Annotated in this window: 15 protein-coding genes and 1 tRNA gene; 12 read left to right on the forward strand and 4 right to left on the reverse strand. The window is 67.7% G+C overall.

Annotated elements, in window-relative coordinates; genetic code table 11:
- Window position 1: 1 nt before the first annotated feature.
- Window positions 2-586 carry a TIGR03086 family metal-binding protein gene (locus tag MKAN_RS13330; protein ID WP_023368824.1) on the reverse strand — a complete coding sequence of 195 codons (585 nt, stop codon included), beginning with the start codon at window positions 584-586 and terminating at the stop codon, window positions 2-4.
- Window positions 587-609: 23 nt separating this feature from the next.
- On the opposite strand from MKAN_RS13330, the gene MKAN_RS13335 reads away from it, so the two are divergent.
- Genes MKAN_RS13335 through MKAN_RS13350 form a run of 4 tightly spaced genes read left to right on the forward strand, consistent with a single transcriptional unit; the run spans window position 610 to window position 4113 of the window.
- Window positions 610-1434: a crotonase/enoyl-CoA hydratase family protein gene (locus MKAN_RS13335; RefSeq protein ID WP_023368825.1), complete on the forward strand. Its 825-nt coding sequence runs from the start codon at window positions 610-612 to the stop codon at window positions 1432-1434.
- Between the two features lie 59 nt (window positions 1435-1493).
- Entirely contained in the window at window positions 1494-2729 is a 1236-nt protein-coding gene (gene lipE / locus MKAN_RS13340) for a lipase LipE (RefSeq protein WP_023368826.1), read from the forward strand.
- A 29-nt stretch (window positions 2730-2758) separates the two neighbouring features.
- Window positions 2759-2959, forward strand: a complete 201-nt coding sequence (locus tag MKAN_RS13345) for a hypothetical protein (RefSeq protein ID WP_023368827.1) — start codon at window positions 2759-2761, stop codon at window positions 2957-2959.
- Window positions 2960-3006: 47 nt separating this feature from the next.
- Complete coding sequence (locus MKAN_RS13350) at window positions 3007-4113, forward strand: Rv2629 family ribosome hibernation factor (RefSeq protein WP_036445783.1); 1107 nt, start codon at window positions 3007-3009, stop codon at window positions 4111-4113.
- A 25-nt stretch (window positions 4114-4138) separates the two neighbouring features.
- Here MKAN_RS13350 and MKAN_RS13355 read toward each other — a convergent pair whose 3' ends face one another.
- The gene (locus MKAN_RS13355; RefSeq protein ID WP_023368829.1) at window positions 4139-6031 is read right to left on the reverse strand and encodes a helix-turn-helix domain-containing protein; all 1893 of its coding nucleotides are present in this window, start codon (window positions 6029-6031) and stop codon (window positions 4139-4141) included.
- 82 nt (window positions 6032-6113) lie between these two features.
- Between MKAN_RS13355 and MKAN_RS13360 the strand changes: the two genes are divergently transcribed.
- A complete protein-coding gene (locus MKAN_RS13360; protein ID WP_023368830.1) occupies window positions 6114-7379 on the forward strand; it encodes a CaiB/BaiF CoA transferase family protein in 1266 nt (421 codons plus the stop codon).
- A complete protein-coding gene (locus MKAN_RS13365; RefSeq protein ID WP_023368831.1) occupies window positions 7376-8161 on the forward strand; it encodes an enoyl-CoA hydratase/isomerase family protein in 786 nt (261 codons plus the stop codon). The genes MKAN_RS13360 and MKAN_RS13365 overlap by 4 nt, the downstream gene beginning before the upstream one ends.
- Before the next feature lie 78 nt (window positions 8162-8239).
- On the opposite strand, the gene MKAN_RS13370 is transcribed toward MKAN_RS13365, so the two are convergent.
- A tRNA-Ser gene (locus MKAN_RS13370) sits at window positions 8240-8326 on the reverse strand.
- Window positions 8327-8359: 33 nt separating this feature from the next.
- On the opposite strand from MKAN_RS13370, the gene MKAN_RS13375 reads away from it, so the two are divergent.
- Window positions 8360-9331, forward strand: a complete 972-nt coding sequence (locus MKAN_RS13375; RefSeq protein WP_036445773.1) for an NAD(P)H-quinone oxidoreductase — start codon at window positions 8360-8362, stop codon at window positions 9329-9331.
- Between the two features lie 79 nt (window positions 9332-9410).
- Here MKAN_RS13375 and MKAN_RS13380 read toward each other — a convergent pair whose 3' ends face one another.
- A complete protein-coding gene (locus tag MKAN_RS13380) occupies window positions 9411-10607 on the reverse strand; it encodes a cysteine desulfurase-like protein (RefSeq protein ID WP_023368833.1) in 1197 nt (398 codons plus the stop codon).
- A 119-nt stretch (window positions 10608-10726) separates the two neighbouring features.
- Here MKAN_RS13380 and MKAN_RS13385 point away from each other — a divergent pair, with 119 nt between their 5' ends.
- The 5 genes from MKAN_RS13385 to wzm are packed head-to-tail and all read left to right on the forward strand — an operon-like array spanning window position 10727 to window position 15821.
- Window positions 10727-12697: a DUF6541 family protein gene (locus tag MKAN_RS13385; RefSeq protein ID WP_023368834.1), complete on the forward strand. Its 1971-nt coding sequence runs from the start codon at window positions 10727-10729 to the stop codon at window positions 12695-12697.
- Between the two features lie 16 nt (window positions 12698-12713).
- Entirely contained in the window at window positions 12714-13235 is a 522-nt protein-coding gene (locus MKAN_RS13390) for a bacterial proteasome activator family protein (protein ID WP_023368835.1), read from the forward strand.
- Between the two features lie 3 nt (window positions 13236-13238).
- Complete coding sequence (gene wzt / locus MKAN_RS13395; RefSeq protein WP_023368836.1) at window positions 13239-14081, forward strand: galactan export ABC transporter ATP-binding subunit Wzt/RfbE; 843 nt, start codon at window positions 13239-13241, stop codon at window positions 14079-14081.
- Window positions 14074-14982: a galactofuranosyltransferase GlfT1 gene (gene glfT1, locus MKAN_RS13400; protein WP_023368837.1), complete on the forward strand. Its 909-nt coding sequence runs from the start codon at window positions 14074-14076 to the stop codon at window positions 14980-14982. Before wzt ends, glfT1 begins: the two co-directional genes overlap by 8 nt.
- Complete coding sequence (wzm, locus tag MKAN_RS13405) at window positions 14979-15821, forward strand: galactan export ABC transporter permease subunit Wzm/RfbD (RefSeq protein ID WP_023368838.1); 843 nt, start codon at window positions 14979-14981, stop codon at window positions 15819-15821. Before glfT1 ends, wzm begins: the two co-directional genes overlap by 4 nt.
- Window positions 15822-15898 lie beyond the last annotated feature (77 nt).

Genomic DNA, 15898 nt, shown 5'->3' on the forward strand with positions numbered 1-15898 from the left:
GCTATCGGGCCGGGTTGCGGCCGGTGAACGCGACCAGCCGATCCAGTGCACTGGCGTGGTCGGGAAGCTCGACCGGGGCGTCGAACCCGGCGGCGCTGCGTTCATGCGGCTTAATCAGGGTGCGCGCCAGCTCCAGCACGTACTCGGCCAACGAATCGGCCACCCGCACGTCGCTGCCCACTGCGGTCGCGTAATCCCAGGCGTGGACCAGGAATTCGATCGAAAAGACAGACACGGCCACCCTGGCCGACATCGAGCCCGGACCCAGCGAGACCTCACCGTCCAGGCCGTGGCGGTGCCAGGCATCCAGCGCCGGCCGAGCGGCGCCGATCACCAGGCGCTCCACCGAGTCGGTGTCCTCACGCATGGAGAATTCCGCGCCGACCATGCCGCCGAGAACCATGATCGAGTTGAGCAGATGCCCGGTCAGGCCCTTGACGTCATACTCCGTGCACGGCGTCTGCTTGGCCCTGTCGTCGGCGGCGATCGTGTGCAGCACCTGCTGCAGAACCCCGAGTGAGGCCTCGGCGCTTTGCAGCTCGTCGGTCGGTGGAGAATCTGGTCCGGGTCGCAAATCGGAGGACATACCCGCCACGCTACGGTCTCGGCATGGGCGAAACATACGAATCCGTCACCGTCGAAATCAAGGACCGGGTCGCGCAGGTGACCCTGATCGGGCCGGGCAAAGGCAATGCGATGGGCCCCGCGTTCTGGTCGGAGATGCCGGAGGTGTTCGCGTCCCTCGACGCCGACCGTGAGGTGCGCGCCATCGTCATCACCGGGTCGGGCAAGAACTTCAGCTACGGCCTGGACGTCCCGGCGATGGGCGGTTCGTTCACCCCGCTGCTGTCCGGCGACGCCCTGGCGGGCCCGCGCGCGGAGTTCCACGCCGAGATCAAGCGCATGCAGAACGCGATCAGCGCCGTCGCCGACTGCCGCACCCCCACCATCGCCTCGGTGCACGGCTGGTGCATCGGCGGCGGCGTCGACCTGATCTCGGCGGTGGACATCCGCTACGCCAGCGCCGACGCCAAGTTTTCGGTGCGCGAGGTCAAACTGGCCATCGTCGCCGATGTCGGTAGCCTCGCCCGGCTGCCGCTGATCCTCAACGATGGCCACCTTCGCGAACTGGCGCTGACGGGCCGCGACATCGACGCCGCCCGCGCCGAGAAGATCGGCTTGGTCAACGACGTCTACGCGGATGCCGACGCCACGCTGGCCGCGGCGCACGCCACAGCCGCCGAGATCGCCGCCAACCCGCCGCTGACCGTGCACGGCATCAAGGATGTGCTTGACCAGCAACGCATTTCAGCCGTCTCGGAGAGCCTGCGCTATGTCGCCGCCTGGAACGCCGCGTTCCTGCCGTCGAAAGACCTGACCGAGGGCATCTCGGCGATCTTCGCCAAACGCCCGCCGCAGTTCACCGGGGAGTAAGCCCTGCCGCCTGGTACAGCGGCGAGATAACGCCCCGTACCCTCGCGAAGATGGCAGAGATGACCCCCGACGGCAAGGTCCGCGTCCCGGCCGACCTGGACGCCGTCACCGCGATCGCCGACGAAGACCACGCCGACATCGACAGCGCGGCCATCGAACGGATCTGGCAGGCCGCCCGGCACTGGTATCGGGCCGGAATGCATCCCGCTATCCAGGTGTGCCTACGGCACAACGGCCGCGTGGTGCTCAACCGGGCGATCGGCCACGGCTGGGGCAACGCGCCGACCGACCCGCCCGACGCGGAGAAAGTCCCGGTCACCACCGACACACCGTTCTGCGCCTACTCGTCGGCCAAGGCCATCACCGCGACGGTGGTGCACATGCTCGCCGAGCGGGGCCATTTCTCTCTCGACGACCGCGTTTGCGAGTACCTGCCCACTTACACCAGCCACGGCAAGGACCGGACCACGATCCGCCATGTGCTGACCCACAGCGCCGGTGTGCCGTTTCCCACCGGCCCGCGGCCCGACGTGACCAAAGCCGACGACCACGAGTACGCCCTGCAGAAGCTCGGCGAATTGCGGCCGCTCTACCGGCCCGGGCTGGTCCACATGTACCACGCGCTGACCTGGGGTCCGCTGATGCGCGAGATCATCTGGCGAACCACCGGCAAGGAAATCCGCGACATCCTGGCCACCGAAATTCTCGACCCACTGGGCTTTCGGTGGACCAACTTCGGCGTCGCCAAGCAGGACCTCCCGCTGGTCGCCCCGAGCCATGCCACCGGGCGGCCGTTGCCCCCGGTGATTGCGGCGGCCTTCCGCAAGGCCATCGGCGGAACCGTGCACGAGATCATCCCCTACACCAACCAGCCGCTGTTTCTGAGCACCATCGTCCCGTCGTCCAACACCGTCTCGACCGCCGACGAGCTGTCGCGCTTCATGGAGATCCTGCGCCGCGGCGGCGAACTCGACGGGGTACGCATCATGCGGCCCGACACCGTACGCAACGCGGTCAGGGAATGCCGGCGCCTGCGGCCCGACGTCGCCACGGGTCTGATGCCGCTGCGCTGGGGCACCGGATACATGCTGGGTTCGACGCGGTTCGGCCCGTTCGGGCGCAACGCGCCGGCCGCTTTCGGCCATCTCGGCCTGGTCAACATCGCCGTCTGGGCCGATCCGCAGCGCCGCCTGGCCGCCGCCGTGATCAGCAGCGGAAAGCCCGGCAAAGACCCCGAGGCGGGCCGATACGGCGCGCTGCTCAACACCATCACCGCCGAGATCCCGTCGGATTGACCTCACCGCACGGCGGGAACCCTGCCGGCATGTCTACCTACCGAGTGATCAACCCACACGGCGAAGTTGTGGCCACCAAGGACATCGGCAACGCTGACGACGCACATGCGTGGTTCGTCGATACGGAGTTCGAGGGGAAGGCCGACAAAACCGAGCTCGGCTGGCGGATGGAAGTCGATATCGACGGTGACTGGCGATTCTTCGACCAGACCGACGGGGACCGGGCTTAGCGGGTTTGTCGGGTTTGCTCGCCGACCGGTCCGGCAACCCGAAAGGTATGCAATCCGACCGCTTTCGCCAATTGCTGGATACGCCAGGACCCTTCGCGTCGATCTATTTCGAGGACTCACACGACACGCACGACGCCGCCGACCAGCTGGAGCTCAAATGGCGTGGGTTGCGTGAACAGCTCGAGGAGCAGGGCGTGGCCGACTCGGTGACCGCCGATATCGAGCAGGCCGTGCTGGATCTGCGCCCACCGATCGGCCGAAGCGGGCGCGCGGTGATCGCCGGCGCGACGGGGGTGGTGGTCAACGAGCATCTGTTGCACCCCACCGCAGCCCCGGTGGTGCGAGTCTCCGAACTGCCCTACATCGTTCCCATCGTTGAACACGGCTTCGACCCACCCAACTACGTGCTGGTCGAGGTCGACCACGCCGGTGCCGACATCACCGTCCGCAGCGACGGCACCCTGCGCTCGGAAACCGTCGACGGGGGCGGCTATCCCGTCCACAAAGCCGCCGGCGCCGAAACGGCGGGATATGGCGACCCGCAGTTGCGCACCGACGAGGCCGCGCGCAAGAACGTGCGCGCCGTCGCCGACCGCGTCACCGAGCTGGTCGACGAGACGGGCGTCGAGGCGTTCTTCGTCGTCGGCGAGGTCCGGTCGCGCTCGGACCTGCTGGCGGCCCTGCCGGAGCGGGTGCTCGGCCGGGCGGTGCCGCTCAAGGTCGGTGCGCGCCACAGCGGATACGACCTCGACGAGGTCCAGCGCGCCATCGAGTCCTGGTTCGTCCGGCGCCGGCTCAAAGCGATCGACGACGCGGCCGAACGTTTCGGCGCCGAAATCGGCCGGCAGTCCGGACGTGCCGCCGAGGGGCTGGGCGCCGTCTGTTCGGCATTGCGGCAGGGGGCGGTCGACACGCTGATCGTCGGCGACATCGGAGACGCCACGGTGGTCACCGACGAGGGACTGACCACCGTTGCCCCCGACGCGGACGTGCTTTCCGAGCAGGGGGCCGCACCGGCGAAAACGCTGCGAGCCGACGAGGCGCTGCCGCTGCTGGCGATCTCGGTCGGGGCCTCGCTGGTACGCACCGACGAGCGGATGGCTCCGGCCGACGGGGTTGCCGCGGTGCTTCGGTATGCGCCGACGCTGCACTGAATCGCGGTGTCCGGGTTATCTGGGTTCACGACATCGTTGGCAGCAGGCGCCGTAAGCGCAGCGCCAGGTGGAGTTCGGTTGCCGAGTTGGTGGTGTGCAGATCGACATCGAGCAACGTTTCGATCCGTTGCAATCGCTGCTGGACGGTGTTGGTGTGGACATGGAGATGTCGGGCCGCCGCCCGGATGCTGCGGTCTCGGTCCAGGTAGGCCTCGAGGGTCGGGATGAGACTCGTGTGACGATCGGTGTCGTGCTCTTCCAGTGCACCCACGCGGCGGTGCACGAAGTCGCTCAGGCGGGCGCGGTCGGGGTTGGCCAGCAGTAGTCCTACGAAGCCGAGGGTTTCGATGGTGGCCGGGCCGTGTCCGGTCAGCTTGTCCTGGGCCGTTGCGCAGTCCAGTGCTGTCGCGTAGTGGTGCTCGATGTCGCTCGGTCGGGTAGCGGGACCCGAGGCGCCAACCGCTACGAGCAGTCCGGCCTCGTGGAGGGCGGTGGCGACATCGGTTGCTGCGGCGTGTGGGTCGGCCAGCGGAAGGATGGCGACGAGGTGGCCGTCTATCTCGCCGGAAAGCCCGCCGACCCGGTCAGCATGTCCGCGAAACAGTGAGCGGGTCTGGCGTCGGCGATCGGTCAGCGTCGAAGTGACGAGCACGACGTTCGGCTTGCTGAGTTCAAGGCCCAGGCCCGCAGCCTCTCGGTCCACATTGTCGAGCCGTCGACCGCGGACCAGGTCGGTGACCAGGTCGGCAGACGAGCGGAACTGGGCCTCGGAGATGGCATGCCTGGTGGCCAGTAGCAGGGCGGTCGCGGTCGCCGCGCGCTCCAATAGCAGGTGTTCCATCTCGAGGAGATCATCGCGTTCGACGACCAGCACCGCGAGCGGCTCGCCGCCGCTGTGGGCAGGAGCCGCCCACAGCGGTGCCCCGTCCTCACCTGTGACGTGCACGGCCCGGCTGCCGGCAGCGATTCCGTCGAGGTCGCCGCGAGCTATCACGGGCCGCCACGCGAGAGGCGCCGCGGCGAGGGGCAGGCCTTGCGGGTCGAGGACGGCGGCCTTCGCTTCCAGAAGTTCGTTCACGGTTTCGGCGACCGCGTCGATCCGAGTTCCGGGTAGCAGCAGGGTCAGCAGCCGGTCATGAGCCTGGGCACCCCATTCGAGCTGAGAGTTCGCCCGTCTGAAGTTCTCGTTCGCGTCCTCGAGCGCGATGCGGGACCGGCGTGCCTCTTCGTGACGTCGGACTGCCGCGACGGCCACGGCTGCCAGCGAAGCCAGCGATGTCAGCAGGTCGACTTGCTCGTCGGTGACGGTGACGGGCCGCCGCCAGCTCACCATGAGCACTCCGAGCGGCTCCGCGTTGTCGAGCATCGGCGCTCCGGCCATCGTGACGAGATGGTCTGCTCGAACCGAGGCGTCTCCGGACGGATCATGTTCGATGGCAGGGTCGCTCAGGTAATCCTTCGTGACGTAGGGGCTCCGAAGACGCAGCACAAGTCCGGTGAATCCCGCTCCGGCGGGCGTGTGCTGAAGACGAAACGTCTCCGTGCGGGCGCCAGTGGTTGCGCGGATGGTCGACAACTGCTCGTCGCGATCCACGAGGTTGAGATGGGCCACCTGGCTGCCGATCAGATCACGGGTTGCCTCGACGATGACGCCGAGCAATTCCTCCAGAGCAGCGGTGCCCAGCAGCCGCTGCGCTGTCTGCAACAGTCGGTACAGCTCGGTCTCCCGGCGCAAGTAACCGGCGTAGTCGGACCGGATGCCTTCGATCGGTGCCTGCAACGAGGAGAGGTCCGGCTGTTCACCTGCCTGCGTCAAGCTGTCGGCCAGCCGTGCGATCGCCCGCGTGGAGTCGCTCGGCGCGGCTCCGGCCCGGCAGGAATGCAGAAGTGCAGCGATGTCCGCCACGATCCTGGACATGTGTTTGAACCTATCAGGATCCACCGGTTAATAGTTTACAAACTATATTGCAGGCATCATGGCCGCCGTAGGTTTGTGCCTCATGACGCATGACAGTTCGCATGGCCAAGCTCCTTCGGCGACCGGTCCCGCCAAGTGCCTTCCGCTCGAGGGCATCCGCATCCTCGACCTGACTCGGGCGCTGTCGGGTCCGTTCTGCACCACGCTCCTCGGCGACCTCGGCGCCGACATCATCAAGGTCGAGCCAACCGGCGGCGACATGATCCGACACTGGGGGCCGCACGATCGGGGCACCAGCCTCTACCACGTCTCGGTCAACCGCAACAAGCGCTCCATCTCCCTCGATCTCCGTTCGGAAGACGGCAGGGCCGTGCTGCGCCGGCTGGCCGAGCACGTCGACGTGATCGTGGAGAACTTCCGTCCCGGCATCCTGGCGGACATCGGCCTCGACGCCGACTGGCTCGACCAGCACGCACCGGACGCCGTCGTCGCCAGTGTCACCGGGTTCGGCAGCCGCGGACCGCTGCACCGCGAACCCTGCTTCGACCAGATCATCCAGGGCATGGGCGGCCTGATGTCGCTTACCGGCGAGCCGTCCCGTGACGGGGTGCGGGTGGGCCTGCCGATCGTCGACCTCCTCACCGGGATGTTTGCCGCCGTCGGCGTTGCGGCGGCGCTCGCCGGGCGTGCCCGGGGTGTCACGACCCGCACCGTCGGCACCTCCATGCTCGAGAGCGTCCTGGCGGTCCTGACCTTCCAGGCGCAGAATTACCTGTCCAACGGCACCGTCCCCGAACGCGTCGGGAACTCCCATCCGGTTCTGGCACCGTGCGGCGTGTTCCAGACCGCCGACCACGCGATCAACATCGCCGCTGGTACACAGGCCCACTTCGAGCGGCTCTGCGGGCTGGTCGGCCGCGAGGATCTGATCAACGATCCGCGGTTCTGCGACAGCCCGAGCCGGCTGCGCCATCGCGAGGAACTCGACGCCGTCATCGCCGGGGCTCTGGCCACGGCGGACTCGGGACACTGGGTCCGCCTGCTGCGTGAAGCCGGCATCCCGACCGGGCCGGTCCACGACATGGCGGGCGTGTTTGCCGACCCGCAGGTGCACGCGGTCGACGCCGTCGACAGCGTCGACCACCCCAGCCTCGGCACCGTGCACCTCGTCCGTGGCCCCCTGCACATCGACGGCCAGCCGTGCTCCGTGCGGCTGGCGCCGCCCCTACTCGGCGAACACAGCCGAGAGATCCTGCGCGAATTCGGAGTGTCCGAGAGCGAGATCGCCGGTCTGGTCGCCGACGGTGTGCTGCTCACGCACAGCGAGCTGGTCGAGGTCACCCGATGAGTGAGGTCCCGTGGAAGATCGACGGTCCGCTGGCCACGGTGACCGTCTCGCGCCCGAAGAAGCGCAACGCCCTGACCGCAGCAATGTGGACCGCGATCGCTGAACTGGTCCCGGAGCTCGCCGATACCGACGGGGTCCGGCTGATCGCGCTGCGGGGGGCCGGCGGCTACTTCTCCGCGGGGGCCGACCTCGCCGACGTGCTGGCAGCCACCACTGATCTCGACGCCGCGACCGCGTACTGCCGGATCGTCGTCGGGGCATTGGCCGCCGTCGCCACGTGCCGGATCCCGACGATCGCCGCCGTCGACGGCCTCGCGGCGGGCGGCGGGGTCGAGCTGGCTCTGGCGGCGGACAACCGGATCGCGACTGCCCGGAGCACGTTCCAGCTGCCGTTCGGCGCGCTGGGGGTTGTCCCCGACGGCATCACGCTGCGCAGGCTGACCACCATCGTCGGCGATGCGACCGCCCAATGGATGATGCTGACCGGCCGCCCGATGGACGCGGCGAACGCGCTGCGCACCGGGCTGATCGACGACCTGGTCACCGACGTGCCGCTCGACACCGTTGGCCGCATCGCCGAATCCGTGGCCAACCACTGCTTCCCAGCCCTGCTGCGCGCGCGGGAACTGGTCAAACCCACCCTCGACGCCGCACAGATCGAGCGCGACGCCGAGGAGATGGCGCGCTCATTCGTGTCGGGACACGTCCGGGAAGCCGTCGTCCGCTTCACCGAGGAACGTTCCCGCTCCGACGAATCCGCCGTAAATACCACCGCGAGCTAGGAACCGCCATGTCAGTCCCCCCGCCGCCGAACGGCCCGGAGCTCCTGGCGCCAAATTCGGAAACCACCCCGCAAACGGCGGTGGCGGAGGGATTTGAACCCCCGGACGGTTTTAGCCGTCTCTCGCTTTCAAGGCGAGTGCATTAGGCCGCTCTGCCACGCCACCGCTGCTTAGGGTAGCGGTTGTAGCGTGGCCCTCATGCGTGCCATCGTCGCCGAATCGGCGGAGCAACTGGTTTGGCGGGAAGTCCCCGATGTCGCGGCAGGCCCGGGCGAGGTGCTGGTCAAGGTCGCCGCGGCCGGTGTCAACCGCGCCGACGTGCTGCAGGCCGCCGGAAAATACCCGCCGCCGCCCGGAGCCAGCGAGATCATCGGTATGGAGGTCAGCGGCACGGTCGCCTCGGTGGGTGCCGATGTGACGGATTGGTCTGCGGGACAAGAGGTTTGCGCGTTGCTGGCCGGCGGTGGCTACGCCGAATACGTCGCCGTCCCGGCCGGCCAGGTGATGCCGCTGCCCCCGAACGTCGGCCTCGTCGACGCCGCGGCACTGCCCGAAGTCGCCTGCACGGTGTGGTCGAACCTGGTGATGACAGCCCACCTGGCCCCGGGTCAGCTGCTGCTGATCCACGGCGGCGCCAGCGGCATCGGCACCCACGCGATCCAGGTGGCTCGCGCGTTGGGCGCCCGGGTGGCGGTCACCGCCGGGACGCCGGAAAAGCTGGAACTCTGTCGCGGCCTCGGGGCGCAGATCACCATCAACTATCACGACGAGGACTTCGTCGCTCGCCTCAAACAGGAGGGCCCCGGGGCCGACGTGATCCTCGACATCATGGGCGCGGCCTACCTGGACCGCAATATCGACGCCCTGGCCGTCGACGGGCAGCTCGTCGTCATCGGCATGCAGGGCGGCGTCAAGGCGGAGCTCAACCTGGGCAAGTTGCTCACCAAAAGGGCCCGGATCATCGGCACCACGCTGCGGGCCCGGCCGGTGACCGGTCCGAACGGCAAGAGCGCCATCGCTCAGGCGGTGACGGCCTCGGTCTGGCCGATGATCGCCAACGAGCGAGTTCGGCCGGTCATCGGCACCCGGCTGCCCATCCAACAGGCGGCGCAGGCGCATCAACTGATGCTGTCGGGCAAGACGTACGGCAAGATCCTGCTGACCATCTGACCCGCGAGCGTAACGCCACGGCGATACCGGCGCCGAAATTTCGCCCTGGCGTTACGGTCGCGAGTGGCCAACCCGACCCTTAACCCAGCGAAGCCAGCGCGCGCACCAGCTGGTCGACTTCGGCCGTCGTCGAATAGTGGGCCAGCCCGACTGTCACCGCGCCGCCCACGTCGTTGGCTCCGAGCACGTCGAGCACCCGGGAATTGGCATTGGCGATCGCCAGAATTCCGTTGTCCGCCAACCGCTGTACCACCCGATCGGCCGGCACGTCGTGAAATGCGAAGCTCAGCACCGGTATCCGCGCTTCCGGGCGGCCGATCAGGATCACCAGCGGCAACGACCGCAACGACACCATCAGGTAATCGAAGATCCGGTTCAGGTAGGCCGACGCGGAATGCATCGACACCGACAGGCGTTCGCGGCGAGTCCCGCGAGCCGACTCGTCCAGGGAGGCGAGGTATTCGATGCTGGCGACCACGCCGGCCAGCAGACCGAACTGGTGCCCGCCGATCTCCAGCCGCGCCGGACCGGTGGCATAAGGATTCGTCGACACGGAGGCGAAGGTGTTCATCAGCGCCGGCTCACGGAAAACCATCGCCCCGACCGGCGGCCCGCCCCAGCCGACGGCGTTCACCGCCACCACGTCGGCCTCGGTTTCCTTGATGTCGATCAGCCGGTATGGGGCGGCAGCGGAGTGGTCGACCACCACCAGACCGCCGACGTCGTGGACCAGCTTGGTCATCGCCCGCAGGTCGGTGATTGCGCCCAGCGTCCCCGACGCCGAGGTGACCGCGACCAGTCGGGTCGACTTGCTGATCAGGCTCTCCCACTGCCACGTCGGCAGCTCACCGGTCTCGATGTCGACCTCGGCCCACTTGACCTTGGCGCCGTAGCGGTGTGCCGCCCGCAGCCACGGCGCGATGTTGGCCTCGTCGTCGAGGCGGCTGACGATGACCTCGTAGCCCAGGCCGGCGCGCGAGGACGACGCCTCGGCCAACGACGACAACAGCACCGCGCGATCGGCGCCCAGCACGACGCCGCCCGGATCGCCGTTGACCAGATCGGCCACCGCCTCACGCGCGGCATCCAGCACGGCGGCGCTGCGCCTCGCCGAGGGGTGCGCCCCCGCCGTGCTGGCGGCAGACCTGCGAAATGCCGTCGACACCGTGGTGGCGACGGAATCGGGAATCAGCATGCCGGCCGTCGCGTCGAAGTGCACCCATCCGTCACCCAGCGACGGGTGCAACCCCCGCACCCGGGCGACGTCATATGGCATGCCAGCCACCCTAATGCTCTCGCTATATCTGCAAATTGGTGACGGTCGTGGGCGCCCCATCGGCGTTTCAGCCGTTACGGCTTCCCGAGCCAGGACACCCGGCCAGCCATACTAGTCCAGTGAGCTTGTGGTTCGGAACGCTGATCGCATTGGTCTTGCTGATCGCGCCCGGGGCAATCGTCGCACGCATCGCTCAGCTGAACTGGCCCACCGCCATTGCGGTGGGCCCGCCGCTGACGTACGGCGTCATCGCCGTGGCGATCCTCCCCTATGGCGCGCTGGGCATTCCGTGGAACGGCTGGACGGCGCTGGTGGCCCTGGCTGTCGTGGCCGCGGTGGCCATCGGCCTTCAGCTCTTGTCGGGCCGCTTTCGGGACCGCGACGCCGAGGCGCGGGCGGTCGGTCGCGGTCCCGCGCTGACGGTCGCGGCCGGGGTGCTGTTGGGGGTGCTGTTCATCGGCTGGGCGGCCTATCGCGGGATCCCGCACTGGCAGTCCATCCCGAGTACCTGGGACGCGGTGTGGCACGCCAACACCGTGCGCTTCATCCTCGACACCGGCCAGGCGTCGCCCACCCACATGGGCGAGCTGCGCAACGTCGAAACCCACGCGCTGCTGTACTACCCGTCGGTGTTCCACGCGCTGGCAGCGGTGTTCTGCCAGCTCACCGGCGCCGCGGCCACCACCGGTTACACGCTGAACTCGCTGGCCGCGGCGATCTGGCTGTTTCCGGTGAGCGCGGCGGTGCTGACCTGGCGAGCGGTTCGCACCCACACCACCGAGTGGCGCACCGCGGGCGCGGCGGCCACCGCTGCGGCGTTGTCGGCGTCGTTCACCGCCGTGCCCTACGTCGAGTTCGACACCGCCGCGATGCCCAACCTCGCGGCGTACGGGGTCGCGGTGCCCACCATGGCGCTGATCACCTCGACGTTGCGCCACCGCGACCGCATCCCGGTGGCCGTGCTGGCGTTCGTGGGTGTGCTGTCGGTGCACATCAGCGGTGGCCTTGTCGTCGTGCTGTTGGTGTCGGCCTGGTGGCTGTTCGATGCCTTGTGGCATCCGGTCCGCGGCCGGTTGGCCGATCTGCTGACCCTGGCCGGCGTGGCGGTGATTTCCGGGCTGATCATGCTGCCGCAGTTCCTCAGCGTCCAGCAGCAGGAAGACATCATCGCCGGGCACTCCTTCCTCACCTACCTGAGCAAGAAACGTGGCCTGTTCGACGCCGTTTTCCAGCACTCCCGCCACCTCAACGACTTCCCGGTCCAGTACGGGCTGATCCTGCTGGCCGCCGTCGGCGGGTTCATGCTGCTGGTCAAGAAGATCTGGTGGCCGCTGGCGGTGTGGTTGCTGCTGGTCGTGATGAACGTCAATGCCGGCACCCCGCTGGGCGGCCCGATCGGAGCGGTGGCCGGCGGGCTCGGCGAATTCTTCTACAACGACCCGCGCCGGATCGCGGCAGCCACCACGCTGCTGCTGATGCTGATGGCCGGCGTCGCCTTGTTCACGATCGTCATGCTGGCGGTGGCCGGGGCGAAACGACTGACCCAGCGCTTCAAGACGCTGCCGCAGCCGTTCTGGACCTCGGTCACCGCTGCGCTGCTGGCGGGGATCTGCCTGGCCAGTGCCTGGCATTACTTTCCGCGGCACCGCTTCCTGTTCGGCGACAAGTACGACTCGGTGATGATCGACCAACGCGACCTCGACGCCATGGCCTACCTGGCGACCCTGCCCGGCGCGCGCGACACCCTGATCGGCAATGCCAACACCGACGGCACCGCGTGGATGTATGCCGTGGCAGGCCTGCACCCGCTGTGGACCCACTACGACTACCCCGTGCAGCAGGGGCCCGGCTACCACCGGTTCATCTTCTGGGCCTACGCGCGCAATGGCGATACCGATCCGCGGGTGCTGGAGTCCATCAAGGCGCTCAATATCCGCTACATCCTGACCAGCAGCCCGACGGTCAGGGGGTTCGCCGTTCCCGACGGACTAGTCTCTCTGGAGAAATCGCCGTCGTGGAAGAAGATTTACGACAACGGCGGAGCCCGGATTTACGAGTGGCGCGGGCAGAGCTCGACGACGCACTCCTAGTCGACACGTAAGAGGGATGGTGACTGGATTGACTACCGGCAACGACGACCAAGATGTCGAGGGCGTCGAGATCATCGGTGGCGAACCGCGGTTCATGGCGATAACCGAAGACGACTCCGACGAGCGGTCGCTGACCGACCTCGTCGAACAGCCGGCCAAGGTGATGCGAATAGGCACGATGATCAAGCAACTGCTCGAGGAGGTCCGCGCCGCGCCGCTGGACGAGGCCAGCCGCAACCGGCTTCGTGATATCCACGCCACCAGCATCCGCGAGCTCGAGGACGGCCTGGCGCCGGAACTGCGCGAGGAACTCGACCGGCTGACGCTGCCGTTCAGCGAGGACGCCGCGCCTTCGGACGCCGAGCTGCGCATCGCGCAGGCACAGTTGGTCGGCTGGCTGGAAGGTCTGTTCCACGGCATCCAGACCGCGCTGTTCGCCCAGCAGATGGCCGCCCGCGCGCAGCTGGAGCAGATGCGCCAGGGCGCGCTGCCCCCCGGCATGGGCAAGCCCGGCCACGGCCACGGCCAGTACCTGTAGACCGTGTCCAAGGCTCCGCACATCGAGACGCGCGATGCGTGGGTGGAGTTTCCCATCTTCGACGCCAAGTCGCGTTCCCTGAAGAAGGCCTTCCTGGGCAAGGCCGGCGGTGCGATCGGCCGCAACAGCTCCAACGTCGTCGTCATCGAGGCGTTGCGGGACATCACCATGTCGCTCGAACTCGGCGACCGGGTGGGCCTGGTCGGCCACAACGGGGCCGGGAAATCGACTCTGCTGCGCCTGCTTTCCGGCATTTACGAACCCACGCGCGGCTGGGCCAAGGTCACCGGCCGGGTGGCGCCGGTCTTCGATCTGGGCATCGGCATGGACCCCGAGATCTCCGGCTACGAAAACATCATCATCCGCGGCCTGTTCCTGGGACAGACCCGCAAGCAGATGCAGGCCAAGGTGGACGAGATAGCCGAGTTCACCGAGTTGGGCGAATACCTGTCAATGCCGCTGCGCACCTATTCGACCGGAATGCGGGTGCGGCTGGCGATGGGCGTGGTGACCAGCATCGACCCCGAGATCCTGTTGCTGGACGAAGGCATCGGCGCGGTGGACGCCGAATTCCTGAAGAAGGCCCAGTCGCGGTTGCAGAGCCTGGTCGACCGTTCCGGAATCCTGGTGTTCGCAAGCCATTCCAACGAATTTCTGGCCCGGCTGTGCAAGACCGCGATGTGGATCGACCACGGCGTCATCAAGCTCACCGGCGGCATCGAAGACGTGGTGCGCGCCTACGAGGGCGAGGACGCGGCCCGGCACGTGCACGACGTGCTGGCCGAGACGGCGAACACCGGCATGACGCAACAGCCGCTGGCGCAACAAGCGTCCGGGGATGAGTGAGTTCGTCGTTGCCGTCGTGGTCACCCACCGGCGCCTCGACGAACTTGCCACGTCGCTGAATGTGCTGAGCACCCAGACCCGGGCGCCGGATCACCTGATCGTTGTCGACAACGACGCCGACGCCCGGGTCCGGGATTTGGTTGCGGCCCAACCGATCCCCACCACCTACCTCGGTTCGCGCCGAAACCTCGGCGGCGCAGGCGGTTTCGCGCTCGGGATGCTGCATGCGCTGGCGCTGGGCGCCGATTGGGTGTGGCTGGCCGACGACGACGGACACCCGCAGGGCACCGGGGTGCTGGCGACACTGCTGGCGTGCGCCGAAAAGTACGGCTTGGCCGAGGTGTCGCCGGTGGTCTGCAATTCCGATGACCCGCAGCGGCTGGCGTTTCCGTTGCGTCGCGGACTGGTATGGCGCAGGCGCGCAAGCGAATTACGCACCGAGGAGGGACAGGAACTGCTGCCCGGGATCGCGTCGCTGTTCAACGGGGCACTGTTTCGGGCCGCCACGTGCGAGGCGATCGGCGTGCCGGACCTGCGGCTGTTCATCCGCGGCGACGAGGTGGAGATGCACCGCCGGCTGGCTCGGTCCGGTCTGCCGTTCGGCACCTGCCTGAACGCGACATACCTGCACCCGTGCGGGTCCGAGGAGTTCAAGCCGATCCTGGGTGGCCGCATGCACACCCAATACCCCGACGACCCGGGCAAGCGGTTCTTCACCTACCGCAACCGCGGCTACGTGTTGTCGCAACCGGGTCTGCGTAAGCTCCTGCCCCAGGAGTGGCTGCGGTTCGGCTGGTTCTTTTTGGTGACCCGCCGCGACCCAGGCGGTCTGCTGGAGTGGATTCGGTTGCGGCGCTTGGGCCGTCGCGAGAGGTTCGGGCGGCCGGGAGGTTCGACATGACGTTCATCGACGCTCAGGCCAGTTTCAAAGCGCAGTCGCGGACACTCGCCCGGGCCCGGGCCGATCTGGTCGACGGGTTCCGCCGTCATGAGCTGTGGCTGCACCTGGGCTGGCAGGACATCAAGCAGCGGTACCGCCGCTCGGTTCTGGGGCCGTTTTGGATCACCATCGCCACCGGCACCACCGCGGTGGCGATGGGCGGGCTGTATTCCAAGCTGTTTCATCTCGAGCTGTCGGAGCACCTACCCTACGTGACGCTCGGGCTGATCATCTGGAATCTGATCAACGCCGCCATCCTGGACGGCGCCGACGTATTCGTCTCCAACGAGGGGCTGATCAAGCAACTGCCGACGCCGTTGAGCGTGCACGTATACCGGCTGGTGTGGCGGCAGATGATCTTGTTCGCGCACAACATCGTGATCTATCTGGTGGTCGCGATCATCTTTCCCAAGCCGTGGTCGTGGGCGGACCTGTCGGTGGTTCCCGCGCTGGGGCTGATCGTGCTCAATTGTGTATGGGTGTCGCTGTGTTTCGGCATCCTGGCGACCCGCTACCGCGACATCGGCCCGCTGCTGTTCTCGGTGGTGCAGCTGCTGTTCTTCATGACGCCGATCATCTGGAACGACGACACGCTGCGCCAGCAGGGCGCCGGACGGTGGTCGCACATCGTCGAACTCAACCCGCTGCTGCATTACCTCGACATCGTGCGGGCGCCGCTACTGGGTGCGCACCAGGAGCTGCGGCACTGGGTGGTGGTGCTGATCCTGACCGCCGTCGGGTGGGTACTGGCAGCAATTGCCATGCGCCAGTATCGCGCCCGGGTGCCGTACTGGGTGTAGCTCACGGACGGGTGAACGGGTGGCCGGCTGTTCGTCGTCGCGACACCGCAGCCACGGTTGCCGTGTCATGATGCGGC

The sequence above is a fragment of the Mycobacterium kansasii ATCC 12478 genome, from assembly GCF_000157895.3.
Taxonomy (GTDB): domain Bacteria; phylum Actinomycetota; class Actinomycetes; order Mycobacteriales; family Mycobacteriaceae; genus Mycobacterium; species Mycobacterium kansasii.

What these genes read in the sequence shown, in the direction of transcription:
- MKAN_RS13350 (WP_036445783.1), top strand. Translation starts at nt 3,007, where the DNA reads ATGCAATCCGACCGCTTTCGCCAATTGCTGGATACGCCAGGACCCTTC.
- MKAN_RS13375 (WP_036445773.1), top strand. Translation starts at nt 8,360, where the DNA reads ATGCGTGCCATCGTCGCCGAATCGGCGGAGCAACTGGTTTGGCGGGAA.
- MKAN_RS13330 (WP_023368824.1), bottom strand. Translation starts at nt 586, where the DNA reads ATGTCCTCCGATTTGCGACCCGGACCAGATTCTCCACCGACCGACGAG.
- MKAN_RS13355 (WP_023368829.1), bottom strand. Translation starts at nt 6,031, where the DNA reads ATGTCCAGGATCGTGGCGGACATCGCTGCACTTCTGCATTCCTGCCGG.
- MKAN_RS13390 (WP_023368835.1), top strand. Translation starts at nt 12,714, where the DNA reads ATGGTGACTGGATTGACTACCGGCAACGACGACCAAGATGTCGAGGGC.
- glfT1 (WP_023368837.1), top strand. Translation starts at nt 14,074, where the DNA reads ATGAGTGAGTTCGTCGTTGCCGTCGTGGTCACCCACCGGCGCCTCGAC.
- wzm (WP_023368838.1), top strand. Translation starts at nt 14,979, where the DNA reads ATGACGTTCATCGACGCTCAGGCCAGTTTCAAAGCGCAGTCGCGGACA.
- MKAN_RS13365 (WP_023368831.1), top strand. Translation starts at nt 7,376, where the DNA reads ATGAGTGAGGTCCCGTGGAAGATCGACGGTCCGCTGGCCACGGTGACC.
- MKAN_RS13360 (WP_023368830.1), top strand. Translation starts at nt 6,114, where the DNA reads ATGACGCATGACAGTTCGCATGGCCAAGCTCCTTCGGCGACCGGTCCC.
- MKAN_RS13345 (WP_023368827.1), top strand. Translation starts at nt 2,759, where the DNA reads ATGTCTACCTACCGAGTGATCAACCCACACGGCGAAGTTGTGGCCACC.
- MKAN_RS13380 (WP_023368833.1), bottom strand. Translation starts at nt 10,607, where the DNA reads ATGCCATATGACGTCGCCCGGGTGCGGGGGTTGCACCCGTCGCTGGGT.
- lipE (WP_023368826.1), top strand. Translation starts at nt 1,494, where the DNA reads ATGACCCCCGACGGCAAGGTCCGCGTCCCGGCCGACCTGGACGCCGTC.
- MKAN_RS13335 (WP_023368825.1), top strand. Translation starts at nt 610, where the DNA reads ATGGGCGAAACATACGAATCCGTCACCGTCGAAATCAAGGACCGGGTC.